14 protein-coding genes are annotated in these 12628 nt (G+C 60.2%); 8 read left to right on the top strand and 6 right to left on the bottom strand.

Going from position 1 to position 12628, the window contains the following annotated elements:
* Positions 1 to 21 precede the first annotated feature (21 nt).
* From BZK31_RS29855 to rsd, 4 genes are all read left to right on the top strand, one after another.
* Positions 22 to 1143 (top strand): uroporphyrinogen-III C-methyltransferase, encoded by a 1122-nt coding sequence (locus BZK31_RS29855; RefSeq protein WP_208617204.1) that lies wholly within the window; start codon positions 22 to 24, stop codon positions 1141 to 1143.
* On the top strand, positions 1140 to 2384 hold the full coding sequence (locus BZK31_RS13850) for a heme biosynthesis protein HemY (protein WP_083183539.1): 1245 nt from the start codon (positions 1140 to 1142) through the stop codon (positions 2382 to 2384). The genes BZK31_RS29855 and BZK31_RS13850 overlap by 4 nt, the downstream gene beginning before the upstream one ends.
* A gap of 225 nt (positions 2385 to 2609) precedes the next feature.
* Positions 2610 to 3137: a disulfide bond formation protein B gene (locus BZK31_RS13845; protein WP_083183538.1), complete on the top strand. Its 528-nt coding sequence runs from the start codon at positions 2610 to 2612 to the stop codon at positions 3135 to 3137.
* Positions 3138 to 3310: 173 nt separating this feature from the next.
* Complete coding sequence (rsd, locus tag BZK31_RS13840) at positions 3311 to 3784, top strand: sigma D regulator (protein ID WP_083183537.1); 474 nt, start codon at positions 3311 to 3313, stop codon at positions 3782 to 3784.
* A 73-nt stretch (positions 3785 to 3857) separates the two neighbouring features.
* On the opposite strand, the gene BZK31_RS13835 is transcribed toward rsd, so the two are convergent.
* Positions 3858 to 4532: an FKBP-type peptidyl-prolyl cis-trans isomerase gene (locus tag BZK31_RS13835; protein ID WP_083183536.1), complete on the bottom strand. Its 675-nt coding sequence runs from the start codon at positions 4530 to 4532 to the stop codon at positions 3858 to 3860.
* Between the two features lie 216 nt (positions 4533 to 4748).
* Here BZK31_RS13835 and BZK31_RS13825 point away from each other — a divergent pair, with 216 nt between their 5' ends.
* Complete coding sequence (locus BZK31_RS13825) at positions 4749 to 5657, top strand: AlgP family protein (protein WP_083183534.1); 909 nt, start codon at positions 4749 to 4751, stop codon at positions 5655 to 5657.
* Here the strand turns inward: BZK31_RS13825 and BZK31_RS13820 are convergent.
* A complete protein-coding gene (locus BZK31_RS13820; protein ID WP_083183533.1) occupies positions 5654 to 6124 on the bottom strand; it encodes a TIGR02444 family protein in 471 nt (156 codons plus the stop codon). The genes BZK31_RS13825 and BZK31_RS13820 overlap by 4 nt on opposite strands.
* A 46-nt stretch (positions 6125 to 6170) precedes the next feature.
* Between BZK31_RS13820 and BZK31_RS13815 the strand changes: the two genes are divergently transcribed.
* From BZK31_RS13815 to BZK31_RS13805, 3 genes are all read left to right on the top strand, one after another.
* Positions 6171 to 8081, top strand: a complete 1911-nt coding sequence (locus BZK31_RS13815) for an ATP-binding cassette domain-containing protein (RefSeq protein WP_083183574.1) — start codon at positions 6171 to 6173, stop codon at positions 8079 to 8081.
* 16 nt (positions 8082 to 8097) lie between these two features.
* Positions 8098 to 8691, top strand: a complete 594-nt coding sequence (locus BZK31_RS13810) for a mechanosensitive ion channel family protein (protein ID WP_083183532.1) — start codon at positions 8098 to 8100, stop codon at positions 8689 to 8691.
* A gap of 67 nt (positions 8692 to 8758) precedes the next feature.
* On the top strand, positions 8759 to 9385 hold the full coding sequence (locus tag BZK31_RS13805) for a LysE family transporter (RefSeq protein ID WP_083183531.1): 627 nt from the start codon (positions 8759 to 8761) through the stop codon (positions 9383 to 9385).
* 31 nt (positions 9386 to 9416) lie between these two features.
* Here the strand turns inward: BZK31_RS13805 and BZK31_RS13800 are convergent, their stop codons facing one another.
* From BZK31_RS13800 to BZK31_RS13785, 4 genes are read right to left on the bottom strand one after another with little or no spacing between them, the layout of a single operon-like run.
* Complete coding sequence (locus BZK31_RS13800) at positions 9417 to 10157, bottom strand: penicillin-binding protein activator LpoB (protein ID WP_083183530.1); 741 nt, start codon at positions 10155 to 10157, stop codon at positions 9417 to 9419.
* A gap of 3 nt (positions 10158 to 10160) precedes the next feature.
* On the bottom strand, positions 10161 to 10748 hold the full coding sequence (gene lpoB, locus BZK31_RS13795; protein WP_083183529.1) for a penicillin-binding protein activator LpoB: 588 nt from the start codon (positions 10746 to 10748) through the stop codon (positions 10161 to 10163).
* A gap of 38 nt (positions 10749 to 10786) precedes the next feature.
* Entirely contained in the window at positions 10787 to 11158 is a 372-nt protein-coding gene (locus BZK31_RS13790) for a YcfL family putative periplasmic lipoprotein (RefSeq protein ID WP_083183528.1), read from the bottom strand.
* Between the two features lie 13 nt (positions 11159 to 11171).
* Positions 11172 to 12569 (bottom strand): COG3014 family protein, encoded by a 1398-nt coding sequence (locus tag BZK31_RS13785; protein WP_083183527.1) that lies wholly within the window; start codon positions 12567 to 12569, stop codon positions 11172 to 11174.
* Positions 12570 to 12628 lie beyond the last annotated feature (59 nt).

Here is a 12628-nt window from a genome sequence, read left to right as displayed (position 1 = left end):
AACATGCAAAGGATGGGATACGTGAGCGAAACAGCCTTGCCTAAAGACGAAGAATCGGTAGTGAAAACACCGGCATCCAAGCCTGATCCTGTGCGCCCCGAGCGCTCAGGCAACCGCAACGGCGGGCTGGTGATCCTGGCATTGCTGTTGGGACTTGCGGGCGTCGCCGTCGCTGGTTGGGGTGTCTGGCAATTGCGCATGTTGCAGGCCGGGCATCAGCAGCAGCGCGGTCAGGTTGAAGACATTGCCGTGCAGACCCTGGCGCTTGCTCAGAGCGATCAGCAACTCAACGCCCGACTGGCTCAGTTTCCGCCTGCCGATCAACTGGAAGACAGCCGCCGTCTGGTGGCGCAGTTGCAGGGCGACCAGCAACGTCTGAGCCAGCGCCTTGAAACGGTCCTGGGTGCCAGTCGCAAGGACTGGCGTCTGGCCGAGGCCGAGCATTTGCTGCGTCTGGCCAGCCTGCGTCTTTCGGCGTTGCAGGACATCAACAGTGCCGAGGCGCTGGTGCAGGGTGCCGACGAGATTCTGCGTGAGCAGGACGATCCGGGCTCGTTTGCCGCACGCGAACAACTGGCCAAGAGCCTGGGCGCGCTGCGCAGTGTCGAGCAGCCGGATCGCACCGGGCTGTTCCTGCAACTGGCCGCGTTGCGTGATCAAGCCGTGCAGCTCAACAAACTGGCGCCCGAGTACGAAGACAAGGGCGATACGCTGCCAGGTCTGAGCACCGACAAGGCCGAGGACAGTCAGTGGTCGCGCTGGTGGGACCAGATTTCGCATTATTTCCGTGTCGACTTCAATGCCGACAAGGACATCCGCCCGGTATTGGCGGGTCAGAGCCTGTCGCAGGTCCGCCTGGCCCTGAGCCTTGCGCTGGAGCAGGCACAGTGGGCTGCACTCAACGGCGAGCCTGAGGTGTATTCAAAGGCGCTGGCCGAAGCCAAAAGCGTGCTGCAAGCCAACTTCAGCCAGGATGATCCGCAAAGCAAGGTGCTTGGCAACGGCCTCGACGCGGCGGCGGCACGACCGGTTTCGGTCAAGACGCCTGATCTCGCACAGAGCTTGAGTGCCGTGCAGGCCTACCTCGAACGCCGTCACGCGTCGAGTCAGCCTGCCGAAGCGTTGCGAGGGACCAGCCCATGAAGCGATTTTATGTGCTGCTGTTCATTGCCATCGCCGCTGCGGCGCTGATCGGTGTCGCGGTTGCCGAGCATTCCGGGTACGTGCTGATCGCGTACCAGAACTTTCGCTACGAATCGAGCCTGTGGGCGACACTGGCACTGCTGATCGTCGTCCTGCTGGTGATTCTGCTGATCCGTCTGGTCATCAGGCTGTTGACCACGTCAGGTGGCGTCGTCAATCCATGGTCGCGTCGCAACCGTCGTCGTCGCGTCCAGATTGCGATCGAGCAGGGCCAGATGGACCTTGCCGAAGGTCGCTGGTCCAGCGCGCAACGCCATTTGCATCGAGCGGCCGAAGCCGATGCTCATCCGCTTCTCTACTACATTGGCGCTGCACGCGCTGCCAACGAGCAAGGCCGTTACGAAGATTGCGACAGCCTGCTGGAGCGCGCCCTGACTCGTCAGCCCCAAGCCGAGCTGGCGATTGCGTTGAATCACGCGCAATTGCAGCAGGATCGTGGCGACACTGACGGTGCACTCACCACCTTGCAGGCGATGCACGAGCGCCACCCTCACAATCCTCAGGTGTTGCGTCAGTTGCAGCGACTGTATCAACAGCGCGGCGACTGGTCGGCGCTGATTCGTCTGATGCCCGAGCTGCGAAAGGACAAGGTGCTGCCGCCCAAGGAACTCGCTGAGCTGGAGCGCCGCGCCTGGGGCGAAAACCTCACGCTGGCGGCATACCGAGAGGAAGGCGAAGGCGCACTGACCGGCCTGCCGTCGCTGGAAAAGGCCTGGCAGGGGCTTTCTTCAGCGCAACGTCAGGAGCCTCAATTGGTGCTGGCTTATGCCGATCAACTGCGTCGTCTGGATGCCGATGCGCAGGCCGAAGAGGTGCTGCGCTCGGCGCTCAAGCGCGAGTACAACAGCCATTTGGCGCGCCTGTACGGTCTGGTGCGCGGCAGCGATCCGGCGAAGCAGTTGCAAACGGCCGAGGGCTGGCTCAAGCATCATCCGGGTGATCCCAGCCTTCTGTTGAGCCTGGGCCGCATCTGTCTGCAAAGTCGGCTCTGGGGCAAGGCGCGTGATTATCTGGAAAGCAGCCTGCGTCTGGAGCGCAATCCGGAAACCTGCGCCGAGCTGGCGCGGCTATTGGCGCAACTGGGTGAAACGGATCGCAGTAATCAGCTGTTTCAGGAAGGTTTGGGGCTGCTCGACGAACGCATTCTCACGCGTCCATTGCCGGCACTGACCAGCATCTGAAACAGAACGCAGGAGCCTTGCTTGCAGGGCTCCTGTCACCTGAAAGGCAATGATTAAAGCCTGTTTGTTGTGTGCAGGAATATTCCTACGCCGAGCTGTCCGGAAGCCCCACCATTACGTGTGTTGTTTCCCCATTTTGCAGCGACGTATCTGTACGGCGTTGCCTTGAAAGCGGCTGGCCCTTTCCTCTACCGTTAACGCCTCGTCTTTTGTTACGGATTTGCCATGCATCTGGCTCGTACGCGTTCGTTGTTCTTCCTGGCATTCCTGACATGCGCACTGATCATTGCCGCGGTTCTTTACCTTCAGCATTCCGTCGGGCTTGAGCCCTGCCTGCTTTGCCTGTTTCAGCGCGCCGCGATGGTCAGTTGCGGCGTACTGACGCTGGCGGCGGCTTGTCACTCGCCCGGTGCGGCAGGCTGGATCCGCTATTGCGTGGCCTTGCTGCTGATCGCCCTTGTCGGCGCCGGGCTGGCCGGCACACAGGTATGGCTGCAGACTGCATCCACCGAAGAGCTGATTCCCCTGATTGCCTCACTGGAGCGCGCATTCGACAGCGTTTCGATGGCCCACTTGAATGACGGCTTGCGAGGCCACGCCGCGTTCTGTGCGCAGGTGACCTGGTCGCTGTTCGGCCTCAGCCTTCCCGAGTGGAGTCTGCTGGCGTTCGTCGGACTGGCGCTGCTGCCCTTGTATCCGCTTCTCAGCGAGCTGAGCCTGTGGATATCTGCCGAAGGTCGGACCGAGTATTAAACGCTTGTATGAACTTTATCTCCTGCGTACCTTGATGCCCTGTTCGAGCGGGCATAATCTGGGCCGCACGCGTCACTGGAAGTATGCTGTCCTGACGCTTTCATGAGGCCAGGCCCTTAACGACCATTAAGGCCGGCACAGGACCGCATGCCCTGAAGGGAAGAGAGAACATCATGCTGGAAAGTTGTCAGAATGCTCAGGAACGCTGGGGTGGTGTCAATCTGCTGATTGATCGCTGGTTACAGGACCGCCACGAGCTAATCAAGTCCTACGATGCGTTGGGCGATACGCCTGAAGCGCTCGCGGCTGATCGTGCGGCACTGCAGAATTTTTGCGAAATTCTGGTCGATTACGTATCGGCCGGGCACTTCGAGGTCTACGAACAGCTTGGCGATGAAGCCAGGGCGTTCAACGACGAGCGCGGACTTGAACTGGCTGACACCATCTACCCACGTCTGGATGTGATCACCAAGTTTGCATTGGCCTTCAATGACCGCTGCGACAAGGGTGATTGCTCGGACTGCACGGTCGTGGCCAAGGAGTTCAACCAGTTGGGATGCTTGCTGCATGAGCGCTTCGAACTGGAAGACTGCCTGATTGAAGTGCTTCACAACTCCCACAAGGAAGAGGTCGCCGCTCAGGCCTGATCACTTCCTGACGCAGTCGGGATCTGTCGTTGCCAAGGGTGCTGTTGCACCCTTTTGCGTTTTTGGCGTTTGGTTATTGCGATACGGCGATGAGTTCGATTTCAAATACCAGCGGCGTGAACGGATCGATCAGGTCGCCTGCGCCTTCTGCGCCATACGCCTGATCCGAAGGAATCACCAGCCTCCACTTCGCTCCAGTCGGCATTCCTTGCAATGCACTGGTCCAGCCACTGATGACACTGTCCAGTCGGAACCACTGTGGCTGCGTGCTTTGGTCGAAGATAGTGCCGTCCGGCAGCCGACCCACGTACCGAACCTCGACCCGGCCATTAACGTCCGGTTTGGGCCCGGTGCCGGGGGTCAGTTCAGTCATCAGGATGCCGTCGGCCAGCACCTTCACGCCCGGTTTGGCCTTCTCGCTTTCCATGAAGCGCTTCTCGGCGCTCAGCGCAGCCTCGGTCGGTGCATCCGTTCCCGTGGTCTCGGCCTGCGCCATTGCAGCATCGTGTTCACGCAGAATCTGGTCAATGCGTTCTTGCTTGAGCGCCAGAGGCTTACCTTGATAGGCCTGCTTGAGCCCATCGACCAGCGCCTTCAGATCAAGGTCCGGTACCTCCTGATGCAAACGCTCGCCAAGGCTTGCGCCCAGGCTGTAGGCCAGATCGTGGGAGTCGGTCGCGGGAGGGGTTTCAGTGGCCTGAGCCAGCGGTAGCAAGAGAAACAACGACGTTAACAGATAGCGCGACATGGATGCTCTCCGGCCTGGGAAGTCAGCGATTATGCCAGTGCAAGCGCCTGTGGTGACGGGTCTTGCAAGGTGAATTTCGTGAAGGCCTGGAAACAGGCCGGATAATCATTTTTTTCAGCATGCAACAGGGCGCTGTTCGAGGTGTCAAGATGCGCTAGCGGCGGTGCGAGCAGAAGTCTAGTATGAGCCGCAATTTCGTCAGCCAGGAGGTAAGTCATGTCGGCCAAAAAGAAGCCAGTAAATACTCCGTTGCATTTGCTCCAACAACTGTCGGGCAGCTTGCTCGAACATCTGGAAGACGCCTGTTCCCAAGCTTTGGCTGATGCCGAGAAACTGCTCGCCAAGCTGGAAAAACAACGTGGCAAGGCGCAGGAAAAACTGCACAAGTCCCGTACCAAATTGCAGGATGCCGCCACGGCCGGTAAGGCCAAGGCGCAGACCAAGGCCAAGAGCGCCGTGTCTGAACTGGAAGAATTGCTGGATGCACTCAAGGACCGTCAGACTGAAACCCGCACCTACATTCAGCACCTCAAGCGCGATGCTCAGGAAAGCCTGAAGCTTGCCCAAGGCATTGGCCGCGTCAAGGAAGCGGTGGGCAAGATCCTGACCACCCGTGATGCCAAACCTGCCGCAGCCGCCAAGCCTGCGCCTAAAACCGCCGCGAAAGCGCCTGCTGCCAAACCTGCTGTGGCCAAGGCACCGGTCAAAGCGGTTGCGAAACCGGTTGCCAAAGCCGCTGCCAAACCCGCAGCCGTCAAAGCGCCTGCGAAGGCTGCGGCCAAGCCAGTTGCCAAAGCATCTGCCACAGCTAAACCGGTCGCTGCGAAAACCGCTGCCGCCAAACCTGCTGCTGCCAAGCCAGCGGCAACCAAAGCGCCTGTGACCAAAGCAGCTGCAACCAAGGCACCAACTGCTGCCAAACCCGCTGTAAAAGCTCCGGCCAAGGCTCCTGTGAAAGCGGCTGCCAAGCCAGTTGCTGCCAAATCGGCTGCCAAGCCAGCAGCGGCCAAGCCAGCAACGCCATCCACACAGGCTGCCGCCAAGCCAGTGTCTGCACCTGCGGCCGCTACAACCTCGACCACGCCGACTCCCGCCAATGGCATAACGCCTGGCAGCGCCTCCTAAGCGTCGGTGACATCAGCCGCGATGCGCAGCACCTGCAGCGCATCGCGGTTTTTTTTGTCCGTGCTGTCCACGACTCCGCTCAGCCACGCCTCGATAGTTCGGATTTGCGTGGCGGGCCAATGCCCGGTAAGGACGTCGAGCCGGTTGAGCAGCGTTTGCTCAGCCTCCAGTTCCAGCGCTTTTACCTTCGTCCGCACGCCGCTCAATGCAGGGTCGTTTTGCGCTGCCGCTCGCCACTGAGTGCGCAATTGGCGTAGCGGCCTGATCACTTCATCATGCCAGGGCGTCGCCAACTTTCCGATTTCAGACAGGCGTTGCGCAGTGCGCTTGACCCCGCGTCCCCCCAGCCAGACCCCGCACAGCACCATGCACACGTTGGCCCCGTTGGTTTGCAGCGCAAGACAGGCCTGTTCCACACCCGGCCGGGCGTAAAAATCCAGGGTGAAACTCCAAAGGTCTGTAGGCATAGTGATCTACCTGTTCGGGACGAAGCTGGTAGACTCCGCCGCCATTATGATTCGACTTCAAAGCCTTACCTTACAGCGTGGTCCGCAACGTCTGCTAGAAGACGCCGAGCTGACCCTGCACGCCGGCCATAAAGCCGGTCTGATCGGTGCCAACGGCGCCGGAAAATCCAGCCTGTTCGCGTTATTGCGCGGCGAGCTTACGCCTGATGCCGGTGACTGTCTGTTGCCCGCGGACTGGCGCATCGCTCACATGCGTCAGGAGGTCGATACGCTCGAGCGCCTGGCCGTGGACTATGTGCTCGACGGTGACATCCGTCTGCGCGAGGTTCAGCGTCTGCTGACGGAAGCCGAAACGGCGCAGGATGGTGCCGCTCAGGCTCGCCTGCATTCGGAGCTCGACAGTGCCGACGGTTACACCGCCGACGCGCGTGCCCGCAAGCTGTTGGCAGGTCTTGGCTTCACCAACGAGCAGATGGAGCGCCAGGTTGGCAGCTTCTCCGGTGGCTGGCGCATGCGCCTGAACCTGGCTCAGGCCCTGATGTGTCCATCGGACCTGTTGCTGCTTGATGAACCGACCAACCACCTGGACCTCGATGCGATCCTGTGGCTCGAAGACTGGCTGAAAAGCTATCCGGGCACGCTGCTGCTGATTTCCCACGACCGTGATTTTCTCGATGCCGTGGTCGATCACATCGCCCATGTCGAACAACGCAAGATCACGCTGTATCGCGGCGGCTACAGCGCGTTCGAGCGTGCTCGTGCCGAGCGTCTCGCCCAGCAGCAACAGGCGTATGAGAAGCAGCAGGCGCAGCGTGCGCACATGGAAAAATACATTGCGCGCTTTAAGGCCCAGGCCACCAAGGCCCGCCAGGCTCAGAGCCGGATCAAGGCGTTGGAGCGCATGGAAGAGCTGTCCGCCGCGCACGTGGACTCGCCCTTCAACTTCGTTTTCCGCGAGTCCGACAAAATTTCCAGCCCGTTGCTGGACTTGTCCGAAGCGCGTCTGGGCTATGGCGACAAGACCATCCTGGAGAAGGTCAAACTGCAACTGACGCCGGGTGCGCGTATCGGCCTGTTGGGGCCCAACGGCGCAGGCAAGTCGACGCTGATCAAGAATCTGGCTGGCGAGCTCGAACCCCAAAGCGGGCGCCTGGTGCGCGGCGAGAACCTGACCGTGGGCTACTTCGCCCAGCATCAACTCGACTCGCTGGACGCCAAGGCCACGCCGCTGCTGCACTTGCAACGCCTTGCACCGACCGAGCGCGAGCAGACGCTGCGAGATTTTCTCGGCGGTTTCGACTTCCGTGGTGCACGTCTCGACGAGCCGGTGCTGAATTTTTCCGGTGGTGAGAAAGCGCGTCTGGCGCTGGCCCTGATCGCTTGGGAAAAGCCCAACCTGTTGCTGCTCGACGAACCTACCAACCACCTCGATCTGGAAATGCGCCTGGCCCTGACCATGGCTCTGCAGGAATTCGGTGGCGCGGTGCTGGTGGTGTCTCACGACCGGCACTTGCTCAAGAGCACGACCGACGACTTCCTGCTGGTGGCTGACGGCCGCGTTCAGGAGTTCGACGGCGATCTGGACGATTACACGCGGTGGCTGGCGGACTATCGACTGCGTAACGCGCCGGTCAACAATACGCCGGTCAATGCCGACAAGACTGACAAGAAGGCCCAGCGTCAGCAGGCAGCTGCGTTGCGTCAGCAACTGGCCCCGCACAAGCGTGAGGCCGACAAACTGGAGCGTGATCTGGGCACGCTGCATGAAAAGCTCGCCAAAGTTGAAGAAGCCCTGGCCGACAGCACCAACTATGACGCCGCCAACAAGGACAAGCTGCGCGACCTGTTGGCCGAACAGGCGAAACTGAAGGTGCGCGAATCCGAGCTGGAAGATGCCTGGATGCAGGCGCTGGAATTGCTGGAGTCGATGCAGGCAGAACTGGAAGCCTTGTCGTGAGTGAGGTCAGAGGTTGATGGAAGTGTTGGGTTTGCCGGTTTCGGCGTACTGGATCGAGCCGATTCTGCTGGGCGTGCAGATCCTGCTGATCCTGTTGGCCGGCTATGTGTTGCAGCGGGTGGTCGGACGTTTTCTGACCGGTCTGGGCGAACGTTATCCGTTGCCACCGGAGCTGTTGGTTCCGGTCCGCGGTGGTTTGCGCTGGCTGATCATGGGCAGTGCGTTCGTCTTCGTGCTGGGCCGGCTCGGTGTGTCGGCAACCGTCTTGTGGACAGCCTTGTCCGGTTTCGTGGCCGTTGCCGCCGTGGCGTTCTTCGCCATGTGGAGTGTGCTGTCCAACCTGCTCTGCGCGATTCTGATCTTTACCATCGGGCCGTTTCGCATCGGTGACCTGGTCGAGCTGGTCGATACCCTCGACAAGCCCGGCGTGAAGGGTCGAGTGGTCGCGATCAATCTGATGTTCACCACGCTGATCGAGACTCCGGAAGCAGGTGGCGCACTGGTGCAGGTGCCCAACAGCCAGTTCTTCCAGAAGTCGGTACGCCGCTGGCGTGGCAGCGAACTGTATCCTCAAACCACGGTTTCTGCCCCGCACGACGAGCAGGATTAGAAATCATTAGTCACGCGACGGATTACCCACTAATTTAGCGAGCATTCGATGGCGCTTGAGGTGTGTGATGACATTTGAAACGTGGCTGGGCTTTTTTGCCGCTTGCTGGATTATCAGTCTTTCTCCGGGCGCAGGCGCAATTGCCTCGATGTCCTGCGGCCTGCGCTTCGGTTTTCTGCGCGGCTACTGGAATGCGCTGGGGCTGCAAGTGGCGCTGGTCACGCAGATCGCGATTGTCGCGGCCGGACTGGGCGCCGTGCTTGCGGCTTCCGAACTGGCGTTCACCCTGATCAAGTGGTTTGGCGTGGCGTATCTGATCTATCTGGGCGTCAAGCAGTGGCGGGCGCTGCCGATGGACCTTTCCGATGAGTCGGCGGACCGTCCCGCAGGCACTCCGATGGAACTGGCGCTGCGGGGTTTTCTGGTCAATATCAGCAACCCCAAGGCGATGGTGTTCATGCTGGCGATCCTGCCTCAGTTCGTCGATCCGGCAGCGCCGATGCTGATGCAATACGTGATCATTGCGGCGACCATGGTCGTGGTGGACCTGATCGTAATGGCGGGCTACACCGGACTGGCGTCGAAAATTCTGCGTACCTTGAAGACGCCACGCCAGCAGCGTCGTCTGAACCGGACCTTTGCCAGTCTGTTCGTCGGGGCTGCCGGTTTCATCGCGACCCTGCATCGCGCCTGATCAACCCCTTCCCAAGCCCTGAAACCTGCACTCAGCGCAGGATTTTCGGGGCTTCGTCCCGTGGCAGACTGTTCTGTGGCGAGTGTTGTCCGGTGTATTCCACTTCGCCCCGCAACTGTTCACGCAACTGACGCGCCACGTCTTCACCGATCGATTTCGATACGTCGCGGACCACCCGAGGTCGGTTCAGCGAAACTTTGATATCGCGGCTGTTCACCAGCTTGGTGTCCTGGCCCTCACCCATTGCAGTGAAGGCCGAGGTGATTTCGTAAGTGCGCGTGTCGATCAGGCTGAAGTCGGCGACCAGGGTCAGCCCCAGCGTGGCCGAATAGGCATTGGTGTTGGCGATATCGCCGACGTCCTGCTGGAAGTCGATGTCCGACAGGGTGCCGAACAGCACATAGTCCGCGCCCTTGAAGTTGCCATTCTTGATGCGCTTGATGACGTCGTAGACGTCTTCCTTGGCACTGGCGGTGTAGGGCGTGGCCTGCACCAGTTGGAACATCCCGGACTTGATGATCTCGCCCTTGATGTCGCCGCTGAACTTGCGCAGTTCGCTCTGCTCGATATAGCTGGTGCGCGACTCGTACTCGTCATAGCTCGACGATCCGCTGGCGCTGTAGTAGTTGGCCTGCATGTTACTGCGAGACGAAACGGTGTGGATGTACTGCTCCACACGCTCCTGAAAGGCCATGTCTGTCACTGCGATCTTCGGCGCGGCGTGCGCTCCGAAGGCGCAGACCATGCCGATAATGCCGATCCATGCGCGCATCTGTTAACGCTCCGTGGTTTTGCGAATTTCTTTCTCGTCCATCCACTCGGCCAGACCGCTTTCGACGTCGACCAGTTGCAGGCTGAATTTGTAAAAGACGTCCTTGTAGTCGCTGCTGCGCTTGATGATAGAGCTGATTGAACCTTCCAGACGGTATTGGGCGGCGATCATGTTGCCGGTCTTGGCGATGGTGTTCTTCTTGTACAGGCCGCTCTGGTTCTGCAGCTTGAGCTGATCGACCTGATTCTGCATCTGGTTGTCATCGCTGGCGAAACGGGCGGTGCCGCTTTTCATCAGTTGAGTCTTGATGGAGGTGGTGATCTCGCGGGTATCGATGTACTCGCTGGTCTTGTTCTTCACATCGTAGACCTGAACCACCGGACGACCTTGCAGAACGCCGGACTGCGCGAGGGAGCGGGTCATGCTTTCGGCGATCATCTGCAGGTCGGTGGAGCCGAACTCATTGGTGATCGTCTCGACAGCCTTGGTGTCGCCGTAGCTGATGTTCTTGCTGCCAAGCCCCGGTGAATTATTGGCACAGCCGGTGACCAGCAGAGCGACGGCGGCGATAGAGCAGAAGCGGGTAAACATAGGGAGGTTCTCCAGAACTGGACGAAAGAGTGGGCCGATCAAGGCGTGTTGATTTCGATACGGAAATCAGTGGCGCGAGGAACCGGCGCGATGGCTTGCAGCACGGTGCTCTGTGAGCCATACAGCGTCATGCTTTTCCAGCTTTCTTCATCGCCGACAGGGAAGCCGTCATTGCCCAGCCAGGCAAAGCGGTAGTACATCATTCGGTTGCGGCTGCTGGTGTTGGTCAATTGCGCCTTGACGGTCAGAAAACCGTTTTCACGCGCTACGCGCATGGCCCCGACTTCGATGTGTTTGATGTCACCCATCGCCACCACTTTGCTGGCGGCGCTGCCCGGAGCGGGCGGTGGTGGCGTTGCGCAGCCGGCCAACACGGCCAGGGTCAGCGCGCCGAGAATCTTCATGCGCATGGACTATCTCCGATCAAGGTTGTTTGGCGGTGGCGAGGGCTTGCGGCACGTTCGACGGCATGACCTGAGCGGCCAGACTGCCCGCATAGACCTGGCTGCCCAGCGCCCGCAACGGGATCACCTGATAGCGCTGATCGACATTGACCCGTACATGCGAGCCGCCCAGCGCGTTGGGCAGAATGACCTGGTGTTCACCGTGCGTCAGGCGCAGGCGCGCCACCAGTGTGTTGTCGGGCAACGTACGCCACGTGCGGGTGTCCGCGCCTTCAGTGATGGCCGAAGCGATACCGACGGCCAGCCCGGCCAGCGGGTTGGTGTCATTGATCTGCTTCTGGGCAACGCCTTGGGTAATGGCTCGCACGGTGGTGCGCAGGATGATGCCGGGCATGTCATCACGCAGTGCGCGGCGGGACATGTCAGTGGTGCTGTTGAGCAAGGTCAGGTTCAGCGGTTTCCCGTCCAGGGTGATCTGGTTGAAGGACGGTGTCGTGGTGTCGGGTCTGATGACGGGGAACGACAGCGGCGTGATGACCAGATTGCCGCTGATGGGCAGCGGCAACGGAATGCTCACCGAATCGCGAGCCGGGGCGAAGCCGCTTTGCACAACGATCAGCACGTCACTGTTGCCGTCTTTGCTGGCGGCGGCGTCGAGGTCTTTGAGGGCCTGCTCCAGCAGCGGCGTATTGGGGCGCAGTTCGGCAGCCTTGCGATAGCCGGGTGCTGCGAGGCCTTTTTCGCCGAGGGCTTCGTAGACGAAACCGGACAGGTAATGGCTGAACGCACTCTGGTAGCTGTTTTTCAGGCTGACCACTTCCGGTGCGTTCAGTGAGGCGACCGGGTAACCGCGCAGGTCCTTGAACTCGGTCTTCACGCCCCGGTTTTCGGCTTCCTGTTCGCTCTTGAGGTATTCCTTGTCACGCAGCTCGGCGATCACGGCTTCGCGCTCGTGGGTCTTTTTGATTTCGGTGCGGGCACCATCGAAATCATTGCGCGCCAACTGGTTGAGCGCCATCTGGGTGGTCAGCATGACTTTTTCATAGTCATAGCCTTCGTAGCGACGCACCTTGTCGTTGATCAGGAAGCTGCCGAACTGGGCCAGGTATTTGTCGGTATCGAGCCGGACCGATTCTTCCCACTTGAGGACCACTTGATCAGCCGCGCGCCAGGCTGTCTGGCTGCCGGCGAAATCACCTTTCGCCCGCAGCAACTCGCCTTTCTCGAAGTAGTAGAGAAGGTCCTTGTCTTCGCCCGTGTTGTTCTTTTCGAGGTTGCCGATCGCCGCGTCGACATTGCCGCTGGCCAGTTGCTGATTGGTTTCTTTCAACTCGTTGTCGTAGCTGCGAAAGGCAGAACAGCCTGCCAGTTGCACAGCGGAAATCAGCACGAGCGTAGTCAGGGCGCGAGGAGGCATGGACGTTCTATTCCCTTAGATGACGAGCGAGGCGACAAGGCCTGCCGTGGTCGAACAGG

Origin of the sequence: Pseudomonas floridensis (genome assembly GCF_002087235.1) — a bacterium.
Lineage (GTDB): Bacteria > Pseudomonadota > Gammaproteobacteria > Pseudomonadales > Pseudomonadaceae > Aquipseudomonas > Aquipseudomonas floridensis.
Note: the sequence above shows the minus strand (reverse complement) of the source record. Positions and strands in the feature narration are given on the sequence as shown.

Excerpts from the sequence above, each read along its gene's own strand:
- BZK31_RS13850 (WP_083183539.1), top strand. The coding sequence starts at position 1,140 with ATGAAGCGATTTTATGTGCTGCTGTTCATTGCCATCGCCGCTGCGGCG.
- BZK31_RS13845 (WP_083183538.1), top strand. The coding sequence starts at position 2,610 with ATGCATCTGGCTCGTACGCGTTCGTTGTTCTTCCTGGCATTCCTGACA.
- rsd (WP_083183537.1), top strand. The coding sequence starts at position 3,311 with ATGCTGGAAAGTTGTCAGAATGCTCAGGAACGCTGGGGTGGTGTCAAT.
- BZK31_RS13835 (WP_083183536.1), bottom strand. The coding sequence starts at position 4,532 with ATGTCGCGCTATCTGTTAACGTCGTTGTTTCTCTTGCTACCGCTGGCT.
- BZK31_RS13825 (WP_083183534.1), top strand. The coding sequence starts at position 4,749 with ATGTCGGCCAAAAAGAAGCCAGTAAATACTCCGTTGCATTTGCTCCAA.
- BZK31_RS13820 (WP_083183533.1), bottom strand. The coding sequence starts at position 6,124 with ATGCCTACAGACCTTTGGAGTTTCACCCTGGATTTTTACGCCCGGCCG.
- BZK31_RS13815 (WP_083183574.1), top strand. The coding sequence starts at position 6,171 with ATGATTCGACTTCAAAGCCTTACCTTACAGCGTGGTCCGCAACGTCTG.
- BZK31_RS13810 (WP_083183532.1), top strand. The coding sequence starts at position 8,098 with ATGGAAGTGTTGGGTTTGCCGGTTTCGGCGTACTGGATCGAGCCGATT.
- BZK31_RS13805 (WP_083183531.1), top strand. The coding sequence starts at position 8,759 with ATGACATTTGAAACGTGGCTGGGCTTTTTTGCCGCTTGCTGGATTATC.
- BZK31_RS13800 (WP_083183530.1), bottom strand. The coding sequence starts at position 10,157 with ATGCGCGCATGGATCGGCATTATCGGCATGGTCTGCGCCTTCGGAGCG.
- lpoB (WP_083183529.1), bottom strand. The coding sequence starts at position 10,748 with ATGTTTACCCGCTTCTGCTCTATCGCCGCCGTCGCTCTGCTGGTCACC.
- BZK31_RS13790 (WP_083183528.1), bottom strand. The coding sequence starts at position 11,158 with ATGCGCATGAAGATTCTCGGCGCGCTGACCCTGGCCGTGTTGGCCGGC.
- BZK31_RS13785 (WP_083183527.1), bottom strand. The coding sequence starts at position 12,569 with ATGCCTCCTCGCGCCCTGACTACGCTCGTGCTGATTTCCGCTGTGCAA.